Consider the following 24639-nt stretch of genomic DNA (forward strand, 5'->3'; position numbering starts at 1 on the left):
ATGAACGTTATTAACCCTTTTTGAAGTTAATTTCGTAGTTATTAACGTAACATAAATGCTATGGACGCCAATGTTCTGGTATTAAATAAAGATTATCAACCACTAAGTATTTGCTCGGTACACCGTTCGGTAAAACTGCTTTTTTTAGATAAAGCCGAACTTCTGCACGATTATCCTGAGCGAACTATTAGTACAGTAGCGGAGGATTATGCCTACCCTTCTGTAATCCGACTGCGACGCTATATTAATATTCCCTACAACAAAATTGTGCTTTCGCGTCACAATATTATGAAACGCGATCACAAAACCTGTCAATATTGTGGGTCCTCTAAAAACCTCACTATTGATCATGTACTTCCCAAAAGTCGGGGAGGAAAAGACACCTGGGAGAACCTGGTTACGGCCTGTAACTCATGCAATGTTGAAAAGGGCAATCGAACCCCCCAAGAGGCACAAATGCCGCTCAGCCAAAAGCCATTTCGACCGATCCATATCACTTTTCTGCAATCCATTTTAGGAGGCGTACAGGATGACTGGAAACCCTATCTTTATATGCAATAACTACCCTCTATTGATAGTTTCAAGAGCCCGAGCATTCTCTTCATAACAAATACATAAAAAACCCTTATCTTTGGGGTTCATTCACACTTTTCAAATTGATTCAGTACAATGAGTAGCAAAGGACGAGTATTAGTAGCTATGAGCGGAGGCGTAGATTCTTCCGTGGCAGCTGTTATGCTCAAAGAACAAGGATATGATGTTATCGGAATTACGATGAAAACGTGGGACTATTCTCGCGTAGGCGGCAAATCGGATAAAGAGACCGGATGTTGCACGCTTGAATCCATGAACGACGCACGACAAATTGCTGTCAAACATGGCTTTAAACATTTTATCGTTGATATCCGTGACGAATTCGGCGACTGGGTAATTGACCGGTTCGTAGATGACTATATGAACGGACGTACGCCCAACCCCTGTGTGCTTTGCAACACTCATATTAAATGGGCAGCCTTGCTACGTCGCGCCGACAATCTTGGCTGCGATTATATTGCTACGGGGCATTATGCCAATGTACGCGAAGAAAATGGACGTTATGTCATTTCCAAGGGGCTTGATCCCAAAAAAGATCAATCGTACGCACTTTGGGGCGTTGAGCAAAAACACTTGGCTCGTACTATCTTTCCCCTGGGAGGCTACGAGAAGACGGAAATCCGGGACATGGCTGAGGAATTTGGACTTATGAAAGTAGCAGATAAGCCGGACTCCTACGAAATCTGTTTTGTGCCTGATGACAACTACCGCCGTTTCCTCAAAGATCGCGTCGATGGTCTTGAAGACCGCGTTAAAGGTGGTAAGTTTGTTGATCAAAATGGAAACATCGTTGGCGAACACGAAGGATATCCCTTTTACACCATTGGCCAACGCCGAGGATTAGATTTAGCGCTCGGAAAACGTGTATATGTTACGGATATCAATCCCGAAACAAATGTGATTACCATTGGTGAAAAAGAAGATCTCGTTGCCACAACTTGCAAAGCGAAAAACATCAACTTGAGTAAGTATGGAGATGTACCCGGCGGCGAAATGGAGGTTACCGGAAAGATCCGCTATAACGATGACGGCGTCGTGGGTCAGCTTAAACAGTTAGGCGACGACGAAATTGAAGTTACTTTTCCCACCGGACGTGAAGCCATTACGCCCGGTCAGGCAGTCGTCTGCTACGAAGGGGATGATGTTATAGGCGGAGGTTGGATCCACAAAGTAAATGTAGATACCAATGTTCTGCAAGAAGCATAATCTTTGGTAACAAAAAACGTTATAGAGCCTGCTTGATTTATTTCGAGCAGGCTTTATTATTTTATCGAAACTTTATACCTGTTGATGGTGTAAAAGCAGTGTTTTGATCACTCAACGCTCGCGCTAATGCCGTCCGCAGCTTAACAAATTATTATAAAAAAGTTTTACTATGAAAAAGGCATCCTACTACCTATCCGCTATGCTTTTAGTTGCAGCTTTTAGTCAGCAACCAGCTTCTGCACAATTCGAAGGTAAAATCACCTTCAACAGTTACGACTACAATTCAGAAGGCACCGAGCAACAAGATGACAACTTTACCCTGTTTATTACCCCAAATAGGATATTATTGCAAGGCGATCAGCAGTATGGATTTATGGAATCCATACAAACGGAAGGTGTTTTAGTGCGTCTCGATTACGAAGATTTTGTATTTCTGACGGGCGATAATTCTGCGCTTCAAATTTCCAAACAAGATATCACCTCGATGATGAACATGTTTGGCAACGGACAAAGCACCAATCAAGCTGCTGACCGCGCCGATGATGTGGACTATGAGCGAACCCAAGAGTCTCAAAACATTCATGGCTACCAAGCAGATAAATTTATTTTTCGGGATAAAGAAGAGCCCAACCAACATACCGAAGTATGGATGACCAACGAGCTCGATGTCAACTGGGGTATGTTAGCCGAATCCTGGAGCGGCGGTGCTGAAGCAATTATCAGTAGCCTGCCTACAAATCTCATTTTTAACGAAAAGTACTTTCCACTCAAAGTCGAAGTATTTGAAAATGACAAAATGGTCTCAAAACTGGAGGCGACCGAAGTCAATCAATCCTCTGTCGCCCAGGCCATGGTTCAAATTCCTTCGGGCGTTAAAGTTCTGAGTCTCCAAGATTACCTGTTCCAGAAAATGAGTCAGCAATAAGTTAGTATTTGGGAAATGAGTAGAGAGTATTAAGACCGTAATACTCTCTACTCAAAACTTACTCTTCAACTTATTCACCAAAACTACCCATCAAATACATCTCTCCATTGGGTTGGTCAGCTTCGCCCGCTGGCTCAAGCGTTACGGCAAATGAAAATCCCGTATCCCGATCAATTTCAGCAAGATTACGGGCCATAAACAAAGCACTGCCTTCTTCATCAACAGAAAAAGTAGTGATTGGCGTCGAGCCATTATTATAAATAGCCCATAAATGATATTGTTTACCCGTAGAAGGGGTAGGAAGCTCATCCACTTGTACCAACACATTCTTGTGCTGAGCATCCCATAACACATTCCCATAAGCAAAGGGGGCCGCTTCCATCCCAAGCATCCTTACCGAATGTAACTGGCGCGAATCAAGAATTTCCAGCCGCTCCTGTAACTCACTCACCTCATCTTCAAGGTCAGCCACCGCCTGCTCTTGGCTGGCTATAACTTCCTGTTGCGAACTAATCTCCGATCGTAGCGAAAACGAATAAAATATCAGGCTCAGACAGATAAACCCCAATACCACCGCCACAATTATCCCCATAGAAACAGCGGATGATGTGCCCTTATCTTCATCCAATTCCTCAGACTGCTCGGTCATCGCCTCTTCCGATTTATCCTGCGGCTCCTCCCGGGGTTCTCCAACATCCGAATCCTCAACCTCCGCAAGCAACTGCTCCCGCATCCCTTCCAGTGAAGGATTTTCAGTATCCCCAAACATCAATTCATTCACCTTCGTGCGCATCTGCTGATAGATCTCCCGCTCTTCATCCGTCGCCTCATCCAACATCTCCTCGAAGCGCAACCGATCATCCTGCTCTAAAATATTTAGTACATAATCCGCACAAAGTCGCTTGAACGTTTCATGATCTTCTTGTTGTTTAGCCATCGCAAACCCTATATTTGATGAATATTATCAAAATTGGCAATCCATTTAATCAAAAATTTTTAACGTGCCCTGGCTTTTACGTATGACACTCCTGGTAGCACTAATCATGCTGCCGGCAATACTTTACCTATCATTTCGCTATTACGCAACCTTTAAATCCCATCGTATAAAACGCGCCGCCTTCCCCTTGGTACTACTCTCATTTTATACTTATCCCGTAGCCGCAGTGATCGACTATTACCTAACCGGCTCCATCGACCTGCTCGACTACCCCCAACCGTTGGCCTACTGGTTCTGGCTCGGACTCGTCTTTGTATTTCAACTCGTAACCTGGGTCCTAATCACCGACCTTATCAAAGTTATCAGCGACGTTTTTTCTGGGAATAAAAATATAGTCAGCCAGCGATACCCTCAAATACTCGTGGCTCTACTTGCAGGGGTATTCCTATTTACTTCCCAAAAAACCTACCTCCACACAACCCAGGTTAAAGCTGAGCATATCTCCATTCCGATAGAAAACCTCCCCGCATCACTCGAAGGATTCAAAATTGCACACATCACCGATATCCAGGGCGATGAATACACCGGCCGAGATGAGATTCAAAATTACATTGACAAACTCAGTGTCCAACAACCTGATCTGATCATCTTTACCGGCGACCTGATCTCATACGGAACCGATTTTATCGAAATGTCTGCACAGGAATTGGGGAAAGCCAAAGCAACGTACAGTACCATTGGCGTCGTTGGAGATCACGATTACTGGGCCGGACTCAATAACGTAGAACCAGCCCTTAAAAAGCAGGATATCCCACTATTGCAAAATCAAAATCTAACCATTTCCATTGACAGTGCTACCAAGATCACCGTCACCGGCGTAACCGAAGTCTATAGTAAAAGTTCGAACCCTGATACGGTTGATTCGCTTGCCGCCTCAAGTCCAAACAGTGCCCTGAAAATTTTTGCCTCCCACCAAGTAAAAGATCATTTAATAGATGCTGCGAAGCAACACAACTATAACCTGATGTTAGCCGGACACACCCACGGCGGACAAATTCACGTTCCCTTCTTTGGGATGAACTTCTCAGCCTCTGAAGAAGAAACCAAATACGTACAGGGACTTTACCACGAGCAGGGCATTCCCATAAACGTCAACAATGGCCTCGGCTTTACCCTGGCACCCATCCGCTACGAAGCACCGCCAAATATTTCAGTAATAACATTAGAGGCTAAATAAAACCCTCTAATTGGTTGCCCGCCAGAGAGAAATGGCTAACATAAATCACTCAACAGCTTTACAAAGTTAACACTATCTTAAGGAGAGAATTATCCTGTCCTCTTAGTCATATGCTACAAGACATTCATATGTCATGGATACCGACATTGGTATGTCATACTTCCTGACATTAGTATGTCTTTGGTTACGACATTGTAATGTCATAGGGTCGGACATTATGATGTCATACATTCCGACATCACAATGTCGTACATTTTGAGCTTAATAGATCGGATCGCCCCTGCCCTAAAACAAATTAGATAAACCAGTTAAACGTATTTTAGGAAGGTAATAATATAGATGTGGAGCACTTACGACCTGCTCAGCAGATCCGTCATTTGTTGAGGATCGTGCGTTGGTAACTCACAGGCATAGTTTTGGCAGACATAAGCGGTGGGCTTGCCATCCTTCATCCCGAAATCAGCTAAGTAAGGTACCAACGAATTTATCATACCATCCTCGGAATCGTTAAAGATAACCACAGTCCGGGGCAAAAATCGACTTCGCAAAATATCCACAAGCTCGTCCGTTTGTGAATCACCAAGCTTTCCTGCAAGAATAACCTCCTGGCTGTTACCATACATGAAATCGACTGCTTGCAGGGCAACCCCAAAACTCGTTGGTGCTTGTTTAATACTATTACCAAATAACTTTAAGGCATCCTCGGCCATCTGCTCCCACTCCGTACGTCCCGTAATACGCCCCAATCGCAGCAAATTCATTACTGCAATAGAATTACCCGAAGGCATCGCCCCATCATAAATTTCTTTCTTTCGGCCCAATAATTCTTCAGCCGTTTCCGAAGTAAAATAGAATCCGCCATCGTCGGCATCCCAAAACTCATCAATAAACTGTTCATTAAGCAAAATAGCTTGCTCTAAATATTCAGTATCCAACGTGGCCTCATAGAGCTCCAGCAATCCCCATATCACAAATGCATAGTCATCGGCATGACCGTTGATCGCTACATCCCCATTCCGGTAACGATGCATCAAACGGCCGTTATCTGTTAGCATCTCATCGGCAATAAAGGACCAACATTCTTCAGCCTGTTGCAGATAATCCTCATTACCCAAAACAGCCCCGGCCTTGGCCAGCGCCGCGATCATCAACCCATTCCAATCGGTAAGAATTTTATCATCCAACAGGGGATGCACCCGATCTTGCCGAACCTCTAACAATTTTTTCTTGATTGACTTCACTTCAGATTGCACCGCCTCCACATCCATGTCACGCTCATCGGCAAGCGCTTGTATAGGCTTTTGCAGATGCAGGATATTTTTGCCCGTCCGTTGCCCCGACGCTTCATCACGATAATTACCCTCCTCAGTCATATTAAAAACCCCAATCGCCAATTCTGCTTCGGTCATTGACAGCACTTCTCGAACCTCATCAATACTCCACACATAAAACTTGCCTTCTTCGCCCTCACTGTCGGCGTCTTCAGCGGAATAAAATCCCCCGTCTTTATCCCGCATTTTCCGTGTCAAATACTCACAAACTTCATCCACCGTCTGCTTAAACAGCTCATTACCCGTCAACTGCCAACCTTCGGTATAAGCCATAAGCATCATCGCTTGATCGTAGAGCATCTTCTCAAAATGAGGAACGAGCCACTCACGATCGGTAGAATAGCGATGGAATCCACCACCCACTTGGTCAAACAGTCCACCCATACGCATTTTCGTGAGCGTTTGCTCTACCATCGGCAACGCCTTTGAATCGGGATTTTGATCCGCATAGCGAAGCAGAAGCATCAAATTATGGGGACTGGGAAACTTGGGTGAAGACCCAAAGCCACCGTATTGGTTATCGAACTGTTGCTCGTATTGGTTATAGGCCTCGTCTAACAGCGTGTCATCAAGATCATCCGTAATCTCAAAATCGTTCGACTTTTGGAAAGCCGTAACAATTTCATCGGTAGAATTGATGATTTTATCTCGCTTATTCTCCCAAAGCTGCGACATCCAGGGAATAAGCTCTCGCATGCCCGGCCGCCCCTGTCGACCAACTTTGGGTATATAAGTAGCAGCATAGAACGGCTTTTTATCCGGCGTCAAAAATACATTGAGCGGCCATCCCCCACTACCCGTCAGCATTTGACAAACCAACATGTACGTATTATCAATATCAGGGCGCTCTTCGCGATCTACCTTAATGTTCACAAACGCTCGGTTCATCAATTCAGCAATCTGTTCATCCTCGAACGACTCATGCGCCATTACATGACACCAGTGACAGGTAGCATAGCCAATAGAAACGAGTACTGGCTTATCCTCTTTTTCGGCCTTTTGGAAAGCTTCCTCTCCCCACGGATACCAATCCACCGGATTATCGGCATGTTGCAACAAGTACGGACTGGATTCATTTGCTAATCGGTTTTGACTGTGCTGAGAAGAATCTGCCATTAATTACTTATTTACATCTTTGGTAAAACGTTCACTGTAATCTACAATAAATCGTTCATATTCCTCATCAATTAATTCTGTCGAAATCAGGAAATCGGCCGACGAGCGATTACACGCCATGGGAATATTATAAAGCACTCCAATTCGCAACAAGGCTTTTACATCCACGTCATGGGGCTGAGCCTGTAGCGGGTCCCAGAAAAAAATCATCATATCGATCTTATTTTCCGCAATGGCCGCGCCAATTTGCAGGTCACCTCCCAACGGTCCACTATTAAATCGATTGATATCTAACCCAACTGTTTCAGCGATCATCTTTCCCGTCGTCCCCGTCCCAAAAAGGTTGTGTTTGGAGAGCGACCCCTTATTAAAATCACACCAATCAATCAGATCTTTCTTTCGGTGATCATGAGCAATGAGTGCAATATTTTTTTTCTCTTTCATTTTGGAACCGGGAGCCACTGGCTGTTTCGTATTTCTGGGGGCGTTCATATAAAAACTTATTTTTTAAATAATGAGGGTTAGGCAGATAAGCTACGAGAAGTAAAGCTGGCTCTCAAACAATAATTTAGGTAACAAAGAGAACTGCTAAATAGCCAACCGTAAGGGAGAATCACTGATTTGAATCCTCTTAATGGCAAACGATTCTTTATCGAATCCTCTCAGCTGGGTACTAACATCTTCAATTCGATCATGCTTACCAAATTCATCAAGTACCGCTTGTAGCTCATGTCGTTCAAAAATATCACCCGAAACAATTAGTTCATCTTCAGATGCAAAATCAACAAAACGGGATGCAATATTTACTGTTGAACCGAAATAATCGATGCGGCTGTTGAGGTTTACTGCTACACAACTCCCGTGATGGATACCAGCCTTAAGCTGAAAGTCATCATTAAAACGATCATCCTCCGCAATCATAAGCTGGGCACGCAAATAGGATCGAAGCGCCTGAGTTGGATCACAAAACACGGCCATTACCGAATCACCAATGGTTTTTACAATAGCGCCATCTTCTTTGGCTACAACCTCATGCAGAATATCGAAGTGGTCAATGACATGACTCACCGCCTTGTCGTCCCCCTCCTCATTATACATGGCTGTAGAATCATATAGGTCCGTAAACATGAGGGTAAGGTTATCAACCGATATTTTTTCGCCTTTACGCAGCACTTCATCGGCAAATACATTCCGAAACAACTGCGACGAAGTAGCTCGCGCTGCACTTACACCTTGTCCATTCCATTCTTTGTGCTCAAGTGTAATAAGCTGATTTTTGTCACTGGTGTTTTCAATACTCAGATTGGGATTACAGCTCATACCCACCTCTTCACCCCGTAATCCCTGTGATCCAATATTGATATGCACCGTTTCACTGCCTTTATCACTTACATGCACGGTAGCAGTACCATCCGACCGATTCGTTCGCAAAATATAAGTTCCCGCAGGCATATCGGTCATTATATAGCGTTTCTGTCCTGGCCTCAGGTACTGCTGCACCTTTATGTGCGATTTCTCCTGCGGCCCCCTTGCACAATATTGCTCCGGGTTAATTTTTCGAACAAGCGGATGGGGCGTAAAGCTAAGCTGAATGGTTTTATTAAAATTGACCTTAAATTCCTGCTCACAATGATTGCAATATATGGGCTCATAAATTTGATTGAGTGTTTTAACCGATTCCTGCACACTCCGGCAATGCGGACAATACAGATTCCAGTTAAAGTTCAACAAATCAGCTTTGGCTGCGTGAATAAAAACTTCAAATACTTTTTTCTCTGATATCCCCCACTGGTCAGCCAGTTCAAAGGGAGATATTCGCTGTAGATCCAAATCATCAGCCCGACAAATAAATTCAACCAGTTTCCCCAACACTGCTGCGTCAACCTGACTATTATGCAGCTTTTCCTTTATCTGACTTAACCGCTTTTTACCGCCCCGGACTAACTTTTTTGGTTTCGCAACCTGATAATGCCTTCGTTGGCTAATCGCTAATTGGTCATACAAATTAAGAACCTTTTTCAGCCTTCCTTTGACCAACGTTCGCAATTTCAACGTCGTAAAGAAGGACAGCACCTTCGATCGAGGAGTAGCCCAAACATCGACAACCAGCTCACAACCCATCGAATGCTCTTTTATATCAACCTGGATTTTCAAATCTTTATACGGACCGGATTGATAGTGCCGAACCACTCCAAATCGGTAAGGGTATTCCCATTCGTAAGGCTCCTCCTCCCATACTTCATAACGATTAAGTCCATTATAGGAAAGTTGCACAAATCCCGGCTTCACCGACTGCGTGATATGAGCCTGCTGCACACTGGGTTGTTTTAAATCCTTAAACAGACGGTTCGTATCCGTAACAAAAGGCCAAATCTCCTTAGGTCGAGACTTGAGCTTCCAATTCCACCTAATATGTTCCGTCCGTTTATTGATCATGAATCCCTGTTACTTAACCTACCCAAAAAACCAGCCGTAATTGACTTCGTGAATTAGTACTGTAAGCGTTATATTTACGTCCTTTACTTAATAGAGCATAGAAACCCTTAATTGTTACAAATTTCTAATATTAGTTTATGGCAGTAGAACGAACCCTTACTATTCTTAAACCTGATTGTGTACGCAAAAACCTTATTGGCGAAGTGACCCGCCGCATTCAAGAAGCTGGCTTTCGCATTGTCGCTATGAAAATGACGCGTTTAACGAAAGACACAGCAGGTGGATTTTATGCTGTTCACAAAGAACGTCCATTTTTTGATGAGCTTGTTGAATTTATGAGCAGTGGCCCCTGTGTACCCATGATTCTGGAAAAAGAAAACGCTATTGAAGATTTCCGCGAATTTATTGGCGCTACCGATCCCAGTGAAGCCGAAGAAGGAACGATACGTGCCGATTTTGCTGACAGCGTGGGAGAAAATATTATCCACGGTTCCGATTCTGTTCAGAACGGCAAAAAAGAAGCAGCCTACTTCTTTACGGAAGCAGAAGTTGTGGCCAACAAAGCCTAACAACATTTGTGAGCATATATGAGAGTCTCCACCACGCTATTTAGCCTTTGCTGGTTTTTACTACTGGCCGGATGTTCCGACATCTTCTCACAAAAACCGGCGGTAACGGTGGGGGCTCACGTATTGCTCGACGACCATCTCAGCGAGCTCCAAAATAAACGCGTGGGACTCGTTATGAATCCTACCGCCCGTGTGGAAAGTTCGCACATGGTGGATACCCTCCTTATCCATGACATCAACATAACCGCGCTTTTTGCGCCCGAACACGGGTTCCGTGGTGATGTAGGTGCTGGCGAAACGATCGAAGACGGCGTTGACCAATCCACTGGATTGCCCGTCTACTCACTTTACGGCCAAACGCGAACTCCTACCCCGGAGATGCTTAAAAAAGTCGATATCCTGCTTTTGGATATACAGGATGTAGGCGCCCGCTTCTATACTTACAATGCTACGCTGGGTAATATTATCGAAGCCGCATCCGCCGAAAATATCCCCGTATGGATTTTAGATCGTCCCAATCCCGCCGGTGGAGAACTCATTTCTGGCTGGATGATGCAACCCGAGCATCAATCTTTTGTGGGACAGTATCCCATTCCTATGGTACACGGTATGACACTCGGTGAATTAGCCGAGATGATGGTTGGGGAAGGTTGGATTGAAAACGCTGACAGCACTGATATCCGTGTCATCCCTATGAAAGGATGGAACCGCTCTATGAAGTGGCCAGATACCGGATTGGAATGGATACCTCCATCTCCGAACCTACCCACCTTTTATCACGCCTATGTCTATCTTGGGACGGTTTTATTTGAAGGCACAAACCTATCTGAAGGACGTGGAACCAACGATCCGTTCCTCCGAGTCGGTTCTCCGTCAACTAAACTTACCACTTCTCATATTGCACAACTTCGACGACAATTTTCGGGTGTCAATATTGAACGGCGCTCTTTTACGGCCACGTCTATGCCCGGCAAAGCTCCCAATCCCAAACACCAAGATAAACGAAGTCATGGAGTTGCTATACAAGTTACCAATCCCAATGCCTTTAACCCTGTTGAACTTGGCGTAGAGCTACTATCCACGATGATGGATGCTACTCACAATGCCGAACTAAACGACTTTATACAGAAGTTGAGTGGTATTAATCGGGATAGTTTATTACAACAAATCCAGAACCAGTCCTACCAAAAAAGTTGGGAGAAAACGACCTCATCATTTCATAAGCAGCGACAACAATACCTAATTTACGACTGACTTTTGCGCTTCCACTCGTAGCAAAGCAGGGCTGCACTGACTGATGCGTTTAGCGACTCAACTCTATTCTCCATAGGAATGCGAAATTTGTAGTCGCAGTGCTCCAGTGTTTTTTGGCTAATGCCCGAACCTTCGCTGCCTACCACAAATGCCAGGGGACGATCTATTTCAAGATCCCAAAGCTTTTGCTCACCGTCCATATCAAGCCCTCCTATCCAAAATCCTTCGTCTTTCAGCTCCATAATCGCTTGGTTGAGATTCCCAACGCGCACAATGGGAATACGTCCCGCTGTGCCAGCTGAAGTTTTATGCACGGTTGCATTGACAGGCGCCTGGCGATGTTTCGGTACCAATACTGCTTCTATTCCCGCTGCGGCAGCAGTGCGAAGTATAGCACCTAAATTGCCTGGATCTTCAATTTCATCAAGCAGCAGAACGGCCGGATAAGTCGACGTATCAACAGAGTCGAGCCAGTTTCCAAAATCCTGATAAGAAATTTGGCTCATCAAGGCCACAACGCCCTGATCATTTACACTACCTACTAAATCATAAAGCTTGGAACCCGGCACATGCGATATGGGTATACGGTGTTGGGATGCTAAATTAAACAATTCAGGAAGCTGAGAATCATGCAGCGAATCGCGCACAAATATTTTTTCAACGCGTTCGGCTTCATTTGTTAATGCTTCTTTGATCGGATTACGGCCATAGATATAAATATTTTGATCATCGTTCGACATTATGAGCAAGGAATTGAAAAGTTCAGAATTTCGTTTAACTTATAAGTAACCAACGGCTCTTAAACATACGGGTATATCAATGAAAAATAAGGACCAAAATAATAAATGGTTTACGCCCTCCGAATCACCTACACCTAAAGAATCTATTAGAGGCTCATCGATATCTCATTTTGTTGAGGAATCACAAACCCTCTACCTATTCCATCTAATCGCCGGTATATCACAGGTTATACTGGGATTGGGAGTTATCACTGTGTCAATTCTGGGACTCATCGAACCGCACTGGCTTTCGACATCAATGATTATGCTTGCCAGTATATCTGCTATCATTGGAGCATATCTTCTTTATATTACGGTTACCAGAAAATACGATCCCAATGCATTGCTGCGTAATGCAATGCGGCGCATTATGGAACACAAAAATTAGTATGACAGATTTTAGCGATTCGGAGACACAGGACAAGCTACAATCATATCTAAAAATACATCTCAAAAAAGACGAGCTTTCGCTTTCCGACAACGAAAAAGTGGAAGCGCTGTACAAGAAAAAGCGCAATAAATGGATTCAGCTCGTTGTCAATATTGCTGCTATCCTCTTTTTCGGCTACTCCTTTTATTTTGATATTACCCAACTGGGACAAACATTTTTCATCATTATTTTTGTAGTGTTTGCTATCAATATGGGACTCATTTTCTACCAGAAAAATCAGATTGATGAACTGATCGGGTACCTTCAGTGGCAAATTGAGAATGATACGTAAGCTACCTCTTTTCTTTTTTATATTGTGCTGTTTTATAACTATTAATTCTGTAGCTCAACCAACTATGCCGCAAGAGCAAAACTTGCCAGCACTTTTTAATGATGATGGCGACGATTTTATTATTATCGCACACCGCGGGGCCAGTGCCAGCTATCCCGAGAATACTATGATTGCATTTCGCAAAGCGGTAGAAATGAATGCTGAAATGATTGAGCTGGATGTTGCTTTAAGCAAAGATGGCATACCAGTTGTTTTTCATGACAAACGACTTAACAAACACACCAACGGGCGTGGGCAGCTGAGCAATTTTACACTTGATGAACTCAAAAAATTAGATGCCGGTTCATGGTTTGCCCCACAATTTTCAGATCAGACCATCCCGACACTGCGAGAAGTTCTTGCTTTTGCCTCCGGTACCATTGCCCTCAATATCGAAATTAAGTCCGAAGCTGTTTCGGATTCTATTGTTGATGGTATTGAGAAAAAAGTAGTACAGCTGGTCCAAGAATTTGACATGCAAAATCATGTACTCTTTTCAAGCTTTAACTACCGCGCACTAATTCGTTTCAAAGAGTTAGCACCCAAAATTCCAGCTGCGCTCCTGTATAGCAAAACGCAATCCAATCGCTTACTACCCCATCAGCTTGTTGAAAGATACAACGTTGAGGCCTTCAACTGCCATTATCATCAATTGAGTAGGAAATGGATGGCTAACCTAAACGAATATCAGATTCCAACTTTCATCTATACCGTCAATAGTAAAAGACGTATGCAAAAACTGATAGAAGCAGGAGTAAATGGCATTTTTACTGACAAACCCGATCTATTACGTAATGTTGTAAAACAGTATCAGTCCAAGGCCCGATAGCTTACTTTCCCATCACCTGCAGAAAAATTCTGCGATCGCGGGCCTTGTTATCGTGATTAAAAATCACCACCTGCTGCCACATCCCCAAGACGGGTTCCCCTTTATGCAATGGCACTGTTATTCCTGGCCCCATCATGGTCGCTCGCATGTGCGAAAAACCATTATCGTCGCCCCAGGTTTCACCATGACGTGTGGCCTGATCGTGTGGAGCAAACTCCTCGAGCTTATCTTTCATGTCCTGAACCAGTGCCGGCTCGAACTCAATAGTAGAAATAGAAGCCGTAGAACCTATGGGAAAAATATGAATAAGCCCTTCTGAAAACCCACTCTCATTAGCAAAATCTTTAATCTGTCCAGTTATATTTTTGATATCCGAATTTGCTTCTGCGTGCACCTCAATCTCCTTACTTACAATATCCATAACACTTACTGATTTTTAAGGTGAGCCGTTAAAAATTTCTGGAGTGCCTGTCGATACGTATCTCCGGTTTCCCAAAACCCGGAACCATGTGAACCCCGCAGCTCTACAAATTTCTTGGGCTCATTAGCAACCTCAAAAAGTTGTTCGCCATGATGATACGGCACGACTTTATCATCTACGCTATGGGCCATAAACAGTGGAACTTGTATCTGCTTCATATTTTTCAGCGTATTATACTCAAACTTGAGCATCCAACGCACAGGCAGCCAGGGGTAAATATCTGCTCCCAAATCTGCCGCCGATGTGAATGTTGATTCAATTACAACAGCACCTGGATTTTTACGCGCCGCCAACCATGACGCTACAGCCCCTCCCAGCGAACGTCCCATTATTACAATTTTATTGCCATCTAAATTCTTTTGCGCAGTTAGATAGTTCCAGGCAGCCTCAGCATCCTGATATGTTCCCTGCTCCGTTGGTGTCCCCTTGCTTTTACCATATCCTCGATAATCAAAAATAAATACATTAAGCCCCAGCTCGTGCAATAACTGAATCGTTTGTAGACGTCCTGATATATTCCCTGCATTGCCGTGGAAATAGAGGACAGTTACACCCGAACGTTCGGCAGGAATATGCCAGCCGTGCAGACTGATATTATCGTCCGTAGCAAACGTTATATCCTCATATCTTAACCCAATATCATCCGGCGTATAGGTAATCTTTTTTTGCGGATGATAAACCAGCTGCGACTGTAACACGTACATCAGTAAAACCAACAAAAAATATCCGGCAGCAAGGCTTATAAGAATCCACAGAAATGACTGCAAAATACGCACCATTGGTTACGAATTATTGATGAAGAATCATGTACCGTCATTTAGTAAAAAGGTTTGCAAGCGGCTGTGTTGAGCCCCATCCGGCTGAAGCTTGCTTTTATACAGCACAAATTGATTGATCATCATATCACGAACTGTGAATTTCTTGTGCTCATTGATAAAAGCATTAACAGTCCGCTTAGAAGCTCCCTGAACTCGAGCCATCGTAACATGTGGTTTATACGGACGATCTTCGGGAGCAATACCTACAGCTTGACATTTCTGCTCCACTTTTTGTTGTAATACCCTAAGGGATGAGTTTTCTCGAAGACCTATCCACAAAACCTTAGGACGTCCACGCTCCGGGAAATACCCAAACCCCTTCAGGTCAATAGTGAAAGTGGGATGTTCGATTTCATCTAACCGCTTTTGTAATGATTTTTTAAGCTGCATATCCGCTTCCCCTACAAACTTCAGGGTTAGATGCATCTGCTCATTTTCCTGCCAGCGAATCCCTTCAATAGGCTGCTGCAGATCACCTATTTTCTGTTTTACAGCATCCGATATGGGAATTGCTATAAATAGACGCATACACAACTTTTAATGGTAGCGGACCTCAAAGTCATCATACTCCTCATCAGTCTCCTCTACCGTTACATCAATATTATCAACGCGGCTGGGTCCCGGGCCTTCTTCACAACGGTTGACCATCTCTCTAATATGATCCATAGGTCCGGCGAAAACGGCCTCCACCCTACCATCAGGCAGATTTTTAATCCAACCGAAAACGCCTACTTCTTCAGCGTTCACTTGTGCAAAATGACGAAATCCTACTCCTTGTACCCGTCCTTCGATAAATACATGCGCCTGCTGCATAATTGCTCTTACTCTGATTTTAATTTAACTCGTTAACGCTCAGTTGATTAAGTTATTCACGGCTAATGTACTAATATGAATGCAAATCTCGAACTTTCACGAATTAAAGTTCTAAAGTTTGTATAATTCCGTCAAATAGATTGTTCCAAATTTGTTTCAAATAGTTTTACTATGACCCTTACGCAACTTTCATATATCATCGCTGTTGATCGCTATCGCCATTTTGCCACGGCTGCTGAAAAATCCTATGTAACACAACCCACGCTCAGCATGCAGATTCACAAGCTCGAAGATGAACTGGGCGTAACCATTTTTGATCGTTCAAAATCGCCCGTTATACCTACCGAAATTGGTGAAAAAATCATCGCGGAGGCAAAAAAGATTGTTAAACAATCTAAGCATATTGAAGATCTGGCAGCTTTAACTGATGACGAGCTCCGCGGCACATTCCGTATTGGAATCATTCCCACGGTTGCGCCATACTTGCTGCCACTGTTTCTGCGCAATTTTCGCGAAAAATATCCCAATGTGCGACTCATTTTTGAAGAAGTCGTTACCGATGAACTGTTAGATCTGTTGAATCAAGATCTTCTGGATATTGGCATCATTGCAACCCCCAGCGATCGAGGTAACATTTTTGAAGAGGATCTGTACTATGAACCGTTTCTGGGATACGTATCCGAAGATCACCCACTTGCAAAAAAGGAACGACTGTCTGTCGACGATCTGGAAGTTTCAAACCTATGGCTACTTAATGAAGGACATTGCTTCCGCGATCAAACGGTAAAACTGTGCAAGAAATTTCGTAAGGATAAACTCGACGATCCGAAAATTGAATTTGAGAGTGGAAACCTGGAAACCCTGAAACAACTTGTTGAGCAAAATTTTGGAATGACGCTACTGCCCTTTTTGGCAAAAAACCAGATCGACGAGCAATGTGCTAAAGCACACTTGCGCGAATTTGACAAACCGGTGCCGCGCCGAAAAATTCGCGTTGTATATGGACGAGAATACCTAAAGCAGAATATTATTGAGGCCTTTAAAGAAGAAATTATGGCCGTAATTCCTGATGAACTTAAAAATGAGGAGGAAGGGCTTTTGGTAGAGTAATTTCCACGAGCTAAATGCTGTCAATTCTATATGAGAATGCCTACATTTGAGGCTTATTTTTAAAACTCAAAATGTAGCTCTGACTTGGAACACTCATTTCTGCTTTGGTCGATCTTCAATGTGTTTATCATAGCGATGCTCATTGTTGACCTGGTTGTACTTCACAAAGAGGATGAGGCCGTTAGTATCAAAGAGGCTCTGTACTGGACGGGCGTTTGGATTGTGCTGGCTCTCATTTTCGGTGTTGGCGTATATTATTATATGGGCTCCCAAACCGCCCTCGACTACTATACCGGCTACCTGATTGAAAAATCCCTGAGCGTTGATAACATCTTCGTATTCCTGCTGGTTTTCACCTACTTTAAAGTACCGGATGAATTCCAGCACAAAGTATTGTTCTGGGGCATTTTTGGAGCGTTGGTCATGCGACTTGTATTTATTTTTACTGGCGTAGCCCTCATTGAACGTTTCCACTGGATTATCTACGTCTTTGGAGGCTTTCTTGTCTTTACAGGAATTAAACTGGCGATGGAAAAAGATAAAGAGGTCCATCCCGAACGGAACCCAGTACTTAAATTAGTCCGCCGTATTTTACCGACCACCAAAAGTTACCATGGATCCAAATTCTTCATTCAAAAAATGGGTCGCCTTATTGCCACGCCCCTGTTTATTGTATTGGTGGTTATCGAAACCACTGATCTGATTTTTGCCCTTGATTCCATCCCTGCAATTTTAGCCATCACGCGCGATGAATTCATCATCTATAGTTCCAACGCCTTTGCTATTTTAGGTCTCCGAGCTCTTTATTTTGCCGTTTCCGGAATTATGCGATTGTTTCATTACCTGCATTATGGATTGTCACTGATTCTCGTTTTTGTAGGCATAAAAATGTTGCTTTCTGATATATATCACATTCCCACACCATATGCCCTGACATTCGTCGTGGGAGCACTTGCCCTCTCTGTCGTAGCCTCGATCCTATATCCTCAAGAAGAGGAGCCTATAGCACAAGAAAACCTGCCCAACGAATAATTCTATCCATGGATTTTTCGAACTTTGCCCTCAAGTGGTTTACACTCTGTTATTCTGTTTTAGCATTTCTACTTATTGGAAGCGGCGGCTATCTCATCCTTAAAAAAGAACAAGCTACAAGATATCTAAAAGAGGCAGCAGAGAATGAAGACCCGCCCACCCTATTTATCCGCATTCTGAAATATCTATTTTTATTTATCCTGCCGGGATTAATCTTGTCATTTTTTCCCTTCTCTTGGATTGAACTCCTCTTCAGTATTTGGAGTTTATTGGTTGTATATATCGGCGGACTTCAATTGGTCCGCTGGAAGCAAAATCGAAAGCTCATTAAAAACAGCAAGCAACTACCTGATATCATTAAAAGAAGTGGTGCCATAATGGTGGCAGTGGGCTTTGCGATATTACTCTTGGCATATTTTGTAATAACACGACAACCACCTTCATGAACATTAGCAAGGCGGGATATCACGGTATTCTGCTTCCGGATCTCAATATCGGCTTCGACTACAGTGGCACCAACACGCAACACACCTTTATCTCGCACGCTCATGCCGATCACATGCCGCGTAATCGCAACAGCAGCGTATACTGTTCCCCCAATACGCTCAAACTAATGCAGCGCCGCGGCTATAAAGGTAATGCCACGGTTATGGATTTTGGAGAGTCCATCGAAACTGATGGAGCACGAGTTACACTCTATCCAGCCGGACATATTTTAGGTTCAGCAATGGTGTACGTAGAATCGGATGAAGGGTCGGTACTATACACCGGCGACTATCGCACGCCGCCGTCTCCCGCTTCAGAGGGATTTTCCATTCCCAACCAAGTCGATCATTTTATTACCGAAGCTACTTTTGGGCTACCTATCTACAAATGGGACTCCTATAAAAAACTCGGCCGGGAAATACGTTCGTTTGCTGCCAATACCCTGAGCGACGAATGTACTCCTGTTTTTCTGGCATATAACCTTGGCAAAGCACAGGAAGTGATGCACTTGTTGGCTCCACTTGGACATAAAGTGCAAATTCACGGAGCGGGATATAAAATGTGTGATGTATACGAAGAGGCGGGTATTAACTTGGGAGATTATGAATCCTACAATCGCGATACTTGTGAGGGAAAAATCCTTATCACTACGAATTCAACCCTCAACAACGGCTTTGCTTCTAACATCCGCAACAAACGCATTGCTTACTGTTCGGGATGGGCTACCCGAGAAGCAACGCGAAGCCAACTAACAGTCCATAAACTGATCCCACTATCCGACCATCTCGACTTTTTTGAGCTGATACGCCTATGCGAAGAACTAAATCCTCAGAAAGTGCATATTACACATACCCCCAATGCTGATGTTGTCCGGCATTACCTCAACGAACGAAATATTGAATCCCGCTTTTTAGATATGGAGATCGAAGAAGATGATTAGCAAAAAATATGGCACTCATTGTAAGGGCTTAATGCCTTAAGCCCTTAGAGTTCAAAAGCTTTTAATATTAATATGACAAAAACAGACATTTCATCTTTTCAACAACTTGCTGAGACAGCCCAACAGATCAACGAAATGCGCAGTACCAATGCTAAAATTTCGTTGTGTGCTGATTATTTTTGCTCTCTTGAAGATATGGATTTACGTCTGGCTGCTCGTTTTTTAGGAGAAGGAGCTTTCTCATCCATCTCGGGAAAGCGAGCCACAATAGGCAGCCATACCTATTCTACCTGCGCAGCCGACTTCTGCGAAATAGATTACGAAAAAGTATTTAAACCGTGTAAAACAGCATTAGGCAGTGCTTCGGAAGCTATCGAAAAGCTAATGAATAATATTGAAGCTGCACGTACCAAACGTCAACCCAACCAACTGACTCTTCATCAAATAGAGAGCTTATACGAAGATATCCACCAAGTTTCGTCACGGGATGATAAGCAAGAAATTCTTTGTGAAGCGTGGCGGCAAATGACTCCAGTCGAAATAAAGTTTTTTATCCGGATCATGACGCGGGGCTCACTACGGATCGGCTTCGAAACTAAAAGCGTGATATCGGCTTTGGCTCAGGCTTTTGCTAAAGAACTGGATTCCGTTCGCTATGCCCACATGATTACTGGCAGCATCGGCAAAACGGCCGTACTTTGTAAAAACGATCGGCTGGCTGAAGCCTCTTTTCGTCTATTTCATCCCCTCTCATTCATGCTGGCTTCGCCCATCGAAAGTCGTACCGTCAAAAACCTTGATGATTACATCGCCGAAGAAAAATTTGATGGCATGCGAGCACAAGTGCATGTCAGCGGACAACAGGTTGAAATTTATTCTCGGGATCTCAATAATGTCACGCACTCATTTCCCGAGATTAAACAGGTCTTCTTGAAAAAGAATACGCCGGATTTAGTTCTGGATGGCGAAATATGTGTATTCAAGAATGATGAAATCCTGCCATTTCAACTGCTACAAAAGCGAATGGGACGCAAGAAACCAAGTAAAAAAGTGCTGGAGCAATATCCTGTCCTGTTTATTGCTTACGACCTGCTCTATCATCAAAATAAACCTACCTTTGAACATACGCTGATCGAGCGCCGTCAACTATTAGAGCAACTATCCAATCAGTATAAAATCCCTATTACAAACCAGCTTGAAGTTCGGGATTCTAATCACGTCGAAAAGCTCTTTGGTCGGGCACTGGCCCATGGCAACGAAGGACTTATGCTCAAAAAGAAAGACAGCACCTACGAGTACGGGGAACGTCGCAAATCGTGGCTCAAAGTTAAAAAGCCGGGCGGCACGCTCGACACGGTACTGATGTATGCTCATGCCGGATCCGGTAAACGGAGAGGCTATTATTCCGATTTCACCTTGGGTATTCGAGTGGCCGAAGACGAACGTTACGAAGAAGAATTCATCCCTATTGGCAAAGCCTATGGCGGTTATACCGATAAAGAAATGAAACGGCTGAACGAGCGTATCAAAGATCTGACGGTCGAAAAGTACGGTCCCACACTTGGACTTATCCCCAAAATTGTAGTGGAGCTGGAGTTTGATGGTATCCAGCAAAACAAACGCACCAAGGCGAAATACTCGTTACGACTACCTCGATTCAAGGCTATTCGTTGGGATTTATCGCCCAAGGATACCGATACACTCAAAGATGTAGAGCGGATGTACCAAGAAAAGATCAATCGGGATCGATTAAAACAAGACGAAAATCCATCGTTTTTATTTAAGTAAGCTAATGGAACTACACCCATCTGAAAACAGAAAAGGCCTGGCGAAATAAAAACCGCCAGACCTTTAAATTTCTAAATTACTCTATTTTATTCCCCACGTTTCAGATGCATGTCAAACCATTTTAGAATGCGCTCAGATACATCGGCCGTAAACTTCGGTTCCCGTGGACCATGCGGTGTTCGGGGATACATGATCATCTCTGTGGGAATATCAATCTCTTGCAATGCCCGGTAAAACTCTTTCCCCTGTGATGGTGGTACGCGATCATCTTCAGCACCATGGATAATTTGTACGGGAGTTTCCACTTGGTCCATATGATAGATAGCTGAATGGCGCTCATATACTTCTTTCAAACCTTCTTCCCACCAGTTTCCACCCATGTGTGCTCTCAGGTATGTAGGAATATCGGTCGTTCCCGTCATGCTGATCAGGTTGGACAATCCCGCCCCCATACTTACGGCCTTAAAACGATCGGTTTTTGTAACAATGAATGAGGTCATATAACCACCATAACTCCATCCCATTTCGACCAGTTGGTCAGCATCTGCTACGCCCATATCAATGACCTTGTCAACGCCGCTTATGAGATCCTGGTAGTCGCCAAATCCCCAATCCTGGAAATTATCGTACCGAAATTCTTTGCCGTAACCCGTACTGCCCCGGGGATTAGGTCGTAAAATGGCGTATCCTTGATCTGCAAAATACTGCAGGGCATAAATAGATCCCGCTCCTGTGAAACGTTGATTATAAACACCAGCCGGACCGCCATGAACATTCAAAATAAGTGGATATTCTTCCCCTTCTTCATAATCAACGGGGTAGGTCAACAGGCCTTCAATCTCTTTACCGTCTTTTGACTCCCACTGAACAAGCTCGGTCTTACCCATTTTGGGGAAATCCATTTCCTCATACACACTGGAAAGCTGTTCTTTTCCAAAATCCGCAAGAGATGAGTGGTACACCTCCCGGGGCGTATCAGAGTTTTCATAGCCAAACGCGAGGTTTCCGTTTGAGGCAGAAAAACTGCGATACACACCATCTTCCGGAGTAAGGCGCTCGACATTGTCATCTGAATATACCGGAACACGATACAACGAAGTCACCGTTCTGTTACTTTCAGAAATTAATACCGACCTACTGTCTTCAGTAATATCCACAATATTGGCATTACGGTCGGGTGTTTGGGGAAGTGCTTCAATGGAACGACCATCAACAGAAACACGATATAAATCGCTTAATCCAATGGGCTCTTTTGAACCACCGTGCGAAGTAAAGACAACAGTTTCTCCATTGGGAGTAAAATGTGGATTGCCATCAACCCCTTCTCGTTCAACCAATGTTGTAACAGCCCCGCTATCGGCCGGAACCAACGCAATATCCTTGGTAGCAAAATTGTCATCTATCTTGGGCGTAGGACCATAATCATACACCAGCTGATCGCCATCCGGAGACCAGTCAAAGGTCGAAACATGTTGTTCACCGACCGTCAACTGGGTAGACGAATCCTCCTGAATATCATAGACATACAATCGGGAAAATTTGTAATCTTCATCAACCAAAATAACATCGCGTTTTTCTTTCTCCCGCTTCTTATCTTCTTCGGTGGGTGGATCGGTCATCGTATAGGCAATGCGATCTCCATCGGGTGACCACTGATAACGGGCAATACCATTTTCGGTTTGGGTTAATTGCTCTGCTTCTCCGCCATCCAATGGCATACGATACAATTGAGGCTTTTCCCCATCCCGGGTAGATGTAAAAGAAAGATATTTTCCATCAGGCGTAAAAGCAGGACTTCCCACCGACTGCTGCCCCCGCGTAAATTGCCGATTCATAGAACCGTCGGTTTTAGCAACCCAAATATGTGTTAGATACTCCGATTTTTCACCTTCCATCAGCGTTTCTCTTACCGAGTATGCCACATACTGGCCATCTGGAGAGATAGCCGTTTCGCCCACCACCGGAAGGCTAACCATGTCAGTTGGCGTCCATTCAAAGTCATCCGGTACGTCCTGGGCATCAGCAAAAGAAGTTCCAAGCAAAAGCAGGAACAACAGAACAGGTATTCTTAATATTTTCATAGCAAAAGTCTTATGTTAAGATCAAAATTGATTGGTCAGAATAAGAATCTGGCCTTTAAAATAACATGAGCCTGCTCAATGACAAATCGCTTACATTTGAGCATTCATATCCGATTGAACCTTTTAGCTGTAACAGCCTGGAACCAACCACATAAAAGTTTATGAGCAACTGGACCCTCACATCAACACCGCCGCACGACTGGTTTCTTTGCCTCGATATCGACCAGTATTTTGATCACGAACACGATCCCGAACTTATTTTTGAAGACGGATTTACCCGCCCCATTCCATTAGACGATCGCGATGTTTTGGTTACTACTTTTTTTAATGGGGATCCGGAAAATCCCGAGTTTCACTTCGAAAGCTCGGAATCGCTAAGCAAAGACGAAATTGAACAGGCCAACAAAAGCTTAGCCCGTATTTTGGGTACCAACATTGACCTCCGCCCCTTCTATGATCAAGCGGGGGACGATCCCGTATTAGGTCCGCTACTCAGCGAGTACTATGGATTCAAACGCATGGCCCGGGCCAACCTTTTTGAGGATACGATCAATCGCATTATACAGATGCGGCTTTCGCATAAACCCACCGCTAAAAAGATGGTTTATAATGTGCGCAAAAGCTATGGCTCGCTTATCAATACCGGATCAGAAAATATCCCGGCCTGGCCACGGCCCCATCAGCTTATTAAGGCCACCCCCATGAGTATCCGGCAACTCGATCCCGGTCCCACGAAGCGAAAAGGAGAATTCATCATCGGTTTTGCCGAAGACCTGCTTTCCGGGGAGCAGGATCTGCAGCATTTGGAAACGTGTGCACCGGATGAATTTTATGATACCATCTCAAACGTGCGCGGCGTAGGCCCCACCTCGGCCCAGCAGCTGATGCTCTTCCGCGAGCGTCCCGATGCGGTATTCCCCAGCAACAAAAAGAAGGGCAAAGAAAAGGGGCACCGCCGATGGATTATCCTGAACTACGGCGGCGATCCCGATAATACCAGCGAGGAAGACTTTCAGGAGATGATCAAAGACTGGGATGGATACGAGGCCGCCGGGTTGGAGTTTATGTTCATTAACTGGGTGATGAGTGAGAAGGAAAAACAGCAGAATAGTTAAT

General features: G+C 44.1%; 25 protein-coding genes. 15 read left to right on the forward strand and 10 right to left on the reverse strand.

The window, feature by feature from the left end:
• Window positions 1-60: 60 nt before the first annotated feature.
• The 3 genes from AAFH98_RS00745 (at window position 61) to AAFH98_RS00755 (ending at window position 2725) form a co-directional block, all read left to right on the forward strand.
• A complete protein-coding gene (locus AAFH98_RS00745) occupies window positions 61-561 on the forward strand; it encodes an HNH endonuclease (RefSeq protein WP_342520752.1) in 501 nt (166 codons plus the stop codon).
• Window positions 562-669: 108 nt separating this feature from the next.
• Window positions 670-1800 carry a tRNA 2-thiouridine(34) synthase MnmA gene (mnmA, locus tag AAFH98_RS00750; protein ID WP_342520753.1) on the forward strand — a complete coding sequence of 377 codons (1131 nt, stop codon included), beginning with the start codon at window positions 670-672 and terminating at the stop codon, window positions 1798-1800.
• A 169-nt stretch (window positions 1801-1969) separates the two neighbouring features.
• Entirely contained in the window at window positions 1970-2725 is a 756-nt protein-coding gene (locus AAFH98_RS00755) for a hypothetical protein (RefSeq protein WP_342520754.1), read from the forward strand.
• Between the two features lie 70 nt (window positions 2726-2795).
• Here AAFH98_RS00755 and AAFH98_RS00760 read toward each other — a convergent pair whose 3' ends face one another.
• Window positions 2796-3662, reverse strand: coding sequence for an anti-sigma factor (locus AAFH98_RS00760; RefSeq protein ID WP_342520755.1), 867 nt, complete (start codon window positions 3660-3662; stop codon window positions 2796-2798).
• 64 nt (window positions 3663-3726) lie between these two features.
• Here AAFH98_RS00760 and AAFH98_RS00765 point away from each other — a divergent pair, with 64 nt between their 5' ends.
• Window positions 3727-4899 (forward strand): metallophosphoesterase, encoded by a 1173-nt coding sequence (locus tag AAFH98_RS00765; RefSeq protein ID WP_342520756.1) that lies wholly within the window; start codon window positions 3727-3729, stop codon window positions 4897-4899.
• 350 nt (window positions 4900-5249) lie between these two features.
• Here AAFH98_RS00765 and AAFH98_RS00770 read toward each other — a convergent pair whose 3' ends face one another.
• From AAFH98_RS00770 to AAFH98_RS00780, 3 genes are all read right to left on the reverse strand, one after another.
• Window positions 5250-7346 carry a thioredoxin domain-containing protein gene (locus AAFH98_RS00770; RefSeq protein ID WP_342520757.1) on the reverse strand — a complete coding sequence of 699 codons (2097 nt, stop codon included), beginning with the start codon at window positions 7344-7346 and terminating at the stop codon, window positions 5250-5252.
• Between the two features lie 3 nt (window positions 7347-7349).
• Window positions 7350-7790: a methylglyoxal synthase gene (locus AAFH98_RS00775; RefSeq protein WP_407935483.1), complete on the reverse strand. Its 441-nt coding sequence runs from the start codon at window positions 7788-7790 to the stop codon at window positions 7350-7352.
• Window positions 7791-7934: 144 nt separating this feature from the next.
• Complete coding sequence (locus AAFH98_RS00780) at window positions 7935-9782, reverse strand: adenylate/guanylate cyclase domain-containing protein (protein WP_342520759.1); 1848 nt, start codon at window positions 9780-9782, stop codon at window positions 7935-7937.
• A 137-nt stretch (window positions 9783-9919) separates the two neighbouring features.
• Here AAFH98_RS00780 and ndk point away from each other — a divergent pair, with 137 nt between their 5' ends.
• Both ndk and AAFH98_RS00790 read left to right on the forward strand, forming a co-directional pair.
• Window positions 9920-10351 (forward strand): nucleoside-diphosphate kinase, encoded by a 432-nt coding sequence (gene ndk / locus AAFH98_RS00785; protein ID WP_342520760.1) that lies wholly within the window; start codon window positions 9920-9922, stop codon window positions 10349-10351.
• Window positions 10352-10369: 18 nt separating this feature from the next.
• Complete coding sequence (locus AAFH98_RS00790) at window positions 10370-11605, forward strand: exo-beta-N-acetylmuramidase NamZ family protein (RefSeq protein WP_342520761.1); 1236 nt, start codon at window positions 10370-10372, stop codon at window positions 11603-11605.
• Here AAFH98_RS00790 and rlmB read toward each other — a convergent pair.
• On the reverse strand, window positions 11596-12345 hold the full coding sequence (gene rlmB / locus AAFH98_RS00795; RefSeq protein ID WP_342520762.1) for a 23S rRNA (guanosine(2251)-2'-O)-methyltransferase RlmB: 750 nt from the start codon (window positions 12343-12345) through the stop codon (window positions 11596-11598). The genes AAFH98_RS00790 and rlmB overlap by 10 nt on opposite strands.
• Window positions 12346-12424: 79 nt before the next feature.
• Here rlmB and AAFH98_RS00800 point away from each other — a divergent pair, with 79 nt between their 5' ends.
• The 3 genes from AAFH98_RS00800 to AAFH98_RS00810 all read left to right on the forward strand — a co-directional run bounded on the left by AAFH98_RS00800 (window position 12425) and on the right by AAFH98_RS00810 (window position 13974).
• Window positions 12425-12772, forward strand: coding sequence for a hypothetical protein (locus AAFH98_RS00800; RefSeq protein ID WP_342520763.1), 348 nt, complete (start codon window positions 12425-12427; stop codon window positions 12770-12772).
• Window position 12773: 1 nt separating this feature from the next.
• Complete coding sequence (locus AAFH98_RS00805) at window positions 12774-13106, forward strand: hypothetical protein (RefSeq protein ID WP_342520764.1); 333 nt, start codon at window positions 12774-12776, stop codon at window positions 13104-13106.
• Between the two features lie 64 nt (window positions 13107-13170).
• The gene (locus AAFH98_RS00810; protein ID WP_342520765.1) at window positions 13171-13974 is read left to right on the forward strand and encodes a glycerophosphodiester phosphodiesterase; all 804 of its coding nucleotides are present in this window, start codon (window positions 13171-13173) and stop codon (window positions 13972-13974) included.
• Between the two features lies 1 nt (window position 13975).
• Here the strand turns inward: AAFH98_RS00810 and AAFH98_RS00815 are convergent, their stop codons facing one another.
• Genes AAFH98_RS00815 through AAFH98_RS00830 form a run of 4 tightly spaced genes read right to left on the reverse strand, consistent with a single transcriptional unit; the run spans window position 13976 to window position 16086 of the window.
• On the reverse strand, window positions 13976-14395 hold the full coding sequence (locus AAFH98_RS00815) for a secondary thiamine-phosphate synthase enzyme YjbQ (protein ID WP_342520766.1): 420 nt from the start codon (window positions 14393-14395) through the stop codon (window positions 13976-13978).
• A gap of 5 nt (window positions 14396-14400) precedes the next feature.
• A complete protein-coding gene (locus tag AAFH98_RS00820) occupies window positions 14401-15234 on the reverse strand; it encodes an alpha/beta hydrolase (protein ID WP_342520767.1) in 834 nt (277 codons plus the stop codon).
• 24 nt (window positions 15235-15258) lie between these two features.
• On the reverse strand, window positions 15259-15801 hold the full coding sequence (thpR, locus tag AAFH98_RS00825; protein WP_342520768.1) for an RNA 2',3'-cyclic phosphodiesterase: 543 nt from the start codon (window positions 15799-15801) through the stop codon (window positions 15259-15261).
• A gap of 9 nt (window positions 15802-15810) precedes the next feature.
• Window positions 15811-16086, reverse strand: coding sequence for an acylphosphatase (locus tag AAFH98_RS00830; protein ID WP_342520769.1), 276 nt, complete (start codon window positions 16084-16086; stop codon window positions 15811-15813).
• A 171-nt stretch (window positions 16087-16257) separates the two neighbouring features.
• Between AAFH98_RS00830 and AAFH98_RS00835 the strand changes: the two genes are divergently transcribed.
• The 5 genes from AAFH98_RS00835 to AAFH98_RS00855 all read left to right on the forward strand — a co-directional run bounded on the left by AAFH98_RS00835 (window position 16258) and on the right by AAFH98_RS00855 (window position 21442).
• Complete coding sequence (locus AAFH98_RS00835) at window positions 16258-17196, forward strand: hydrogen peroxide-inducible genes activator (protein ID WP_342520770.1); 939 nt, start codon at window positions 16258-16260, stop codon at window positions 17194-17196.
• Between the two features lie 84 nt (window positions 17197-17280).
• Entirely contained in the window at window positions 17281-18228 is a 948-nt protein-coding gene (locus tag AAFH98_RS00840; protein ID WP_342520771.1) for a TerC family protein, read from the forward strand.
• A gap of 8 nt (window positions 18229-18236) precedes the next feature.
• Complete coding sequence (locus AAFH98_RS00845) at window positions 18237-18674, forward strand: hypothetical protein (protein WP_342520772.1); 438 nt, start codon at window positions 18237-18239, stop codon at window positions 18672-18674.
• Window positions 18671-19654: an MBL fold metallo-hydrolase gene (locus AAFH98_RS00850; protein WP_342520773.1), complete on the forward strand. Its 984-nt coding sequence runs from the start codon at window positions 18671-18673 to the stop codon at window positions 19652-19654. Before AAFH98_RS00845 ends, AAFH98_RS00850 begins: the two co-directional genes overlap by 4 nt.
• 72 nt (window positions 19655-19726) lie before the next feature.
• On the forward strand, window positions 19727-21442 hold the full coding sequence (locus AAFH98_RS00855) for an ATP-dependent DNA ligase (protein ID WP_342520774.1): 1716 nt from the start codon (window positions 19727-19729) through the stop codon (window positions 21440-21442).
• Window positions 21443-21528: 86 nt separating this feature from the next.
• Here AAFH98_RS00855 and AAFH98_RS00860 read toward each other — a convergent pair whose 3' ends face one another.
• Entirely contained in the window at window positions 21529-23523 is a 1995-nt protein-coding gene (locus AAFH98_RS00860) for a S9 family peptidase (protein WP_342520775.1), read from the reverse strand.
• A gap of 161 nt (window positions 23524-23684) precedes the next feature.
• Between AAFH98_RS00860 and AAFH98_RS00865 the strand changes: the two genes are divergently transcribed.
• The gene (locus AAFH98_RS00865) at window positions 23685-24638 is read left to right on the forward strand and encodes a DNA-3-methyladenine glycosylase family protein (RefSeq protein ID WP_342520776.1); all 954 of its coding nucleotides are present in this window, start codon (window positions 23685-23687) and stop codon (window positions 24636-24638) included.
• Window position 24639 lies beyond the last annotated feature (1 nt).

This window comes from Fodinibius sp. Rm-B-1B1-1 (assembly GCF_038594945.1).
Classification (GTDB): Bacteria; Bacteroidota; Rhodothermia; order Balneolales; family Balneolaceae; genus Fodinibius; species Fodinibius alkaliphilus.

Excerpts from the sequence above, each read along its gene's own strand:
- AAFH98_RS00865 (WP_342520776.1), top strand. The coding sequence starts at position 23,685 with ATGAGCAACTGGACCCTCACATCAACACCGCCGCACGACTGGTTTCTT.
- AAFH98_RS00815 (WP_342520766.1), bottom strand. The coding sequence starts at position 14,395 with ATGGATATTGTAAGTAAGGAGATTGAGGTGCACGCAGAAGCAAATTCG.
- rlmB (WP_342520762.1), bottom strand. The coding sequence starts at position 12,345 with ATGTCGAACGATGATCAAAATATTTATATCTATGGCCGTAATCCGATC.
- AAFH98_RS00855 (WP_342520774.1), top strand. The coding sequence starts at position 19,727 with ATGACAAAAACAGACATTTCATCTTTTCAACAACTTGCTGAGACAGCC.
- AAFH98_RS00775 (WP_407935483.1), bottom strand. The coding sequence starts at position 7,790 with ATGAAAGAGAAAAAAAATATTGCACTCATTGCTCATGATCACCGAAAG.
- AAFH98_RS00755 (WP_342520754.1), top strand. The coding sequence starts at position 1,970 with ATGAAAAAGGCATCCTACTACCTATCCGCTATGCTTTTAGTTGCAGCT.
- AAFH98_RS00835 (WP_342520770.1), top strand. The coding sequence starts at position 16,258 with ATGACCCTTACGCAACTTTCATATATCATCGCTGTTGATCGCTATCGC.
- AAFH98_RS00780 (WP_342520759.1), bottom strand. The coding sequence starts at position 9,782 with ATGATCAATAAACGGACGGAACATATTAGGTGGAATTGGAAGCTCAAG.
- AAFH98_RS00805 (WP_342520764.1), top strand. The coding sequence starts at position 12,774 with ATGACAGATTTTAGCGATTCGGAGACACAGGACAAGCTACAATCATAT.
- thpR (WP_342520768.1), bottom strand. The coding sequence starts at position 15,801 with ATGCGTCTATTTATAGCAATTCCCATATCGGATGCTGTAAAACAGAAA.
- AAFH98_RS00760 (WP_342520755.1), bottom strand. The coding sequence starts at position 3,662 with ATGGCTAAACAACAAGAAGATCATGAAACGTTCAAGCGACTTTGTGCG.
- AAFH98_RS00830 (WP_342520769.1), bottom strand. The coding sequence starts at position 16,086 with ATGCAGCAGGCGCATGTATTTATCGAAGGACGGGTACAAGGAGTAGGA.
- AAFH98_RS00850 (WP_342520773.1), top strand. The coding sequence starts at position 18,671 with ATGAACATTAGCAAGGCGGGATATCACGGTATTCTGCTTCCGGATCTC.
- AAFH98_RS00845 (WP_342520772.1), top strand. The coding sequence starts at position 18,237 with ATGGATTTTTCGAACTTTGCCCTCAAGTGGTTTACACTCTGTTATTCT.
- AAFH98_RS00745 (WP_342520752.1), top strand. The coding sequence starts at position 61 with ATGGACGCCAATGTTCTGGTATTAAATAAAGATTATCAACCACTAAGT.
- AAFH98_RS00860 (WP_342520775.1), bottom strand. The coding sequence starts at position 23,523 with ATGAAAATATTAAGAATACCTGTTCTGTTGTTCCTGCTTTTGCTTGGA.
- AAFH98_RS00810 (WP_342520765.1), top strand. The coding sequence starts at position 13,171 with ATGCCGCAAGAGCAAAACTTGCCAGCACTTTTTAATGATGATGGCGAC.
- AAFH98_RS00770 (WP_342520757.1), bottom strand. The coding sequence starts at position 7,346 with ATGGCAGATTCTTCTCAGCACAGTCAAAACCGATTAGCAAATGAATCC.
- AAFH98_RS00790 (WP_342520761.1), top strand. The coding sequence starts at position 10,370 with ATGAGAGTCTCCACCACGCTATTTAGCCTTTGCTGGTTTTTACTACTG.
- AAFH98_RS00820 (WP_342520767.1), bottom strand. The coding sequence starts at position 15,234 with ATGGTGCGTATTTTGCAGTCATTTCTGTGGATTCTTATAAGCCTTGCT.
- AAFH98_RS00800 (WP_342520763.1), top strand. The coding sequence starts at position 12,425 with ATGAAAAATAAGGACCAAAATAATAAATGGTTTACGCCCTCCGAATCA.
- mnmA (WP_342520753.1), top strand. The coding sequence starts at position 670 with ATGAGTAGCAAAGGACGAGTATTAGTAGCTATGAGCGGAGGCGTAGAT.
- ndk (WP_342520760.1), top strand. The coding sequence starts at position 9,920 with ATGGCAGTAGAACGAACCCTTACTATTCTTAAACCTGATTGTGTACGC.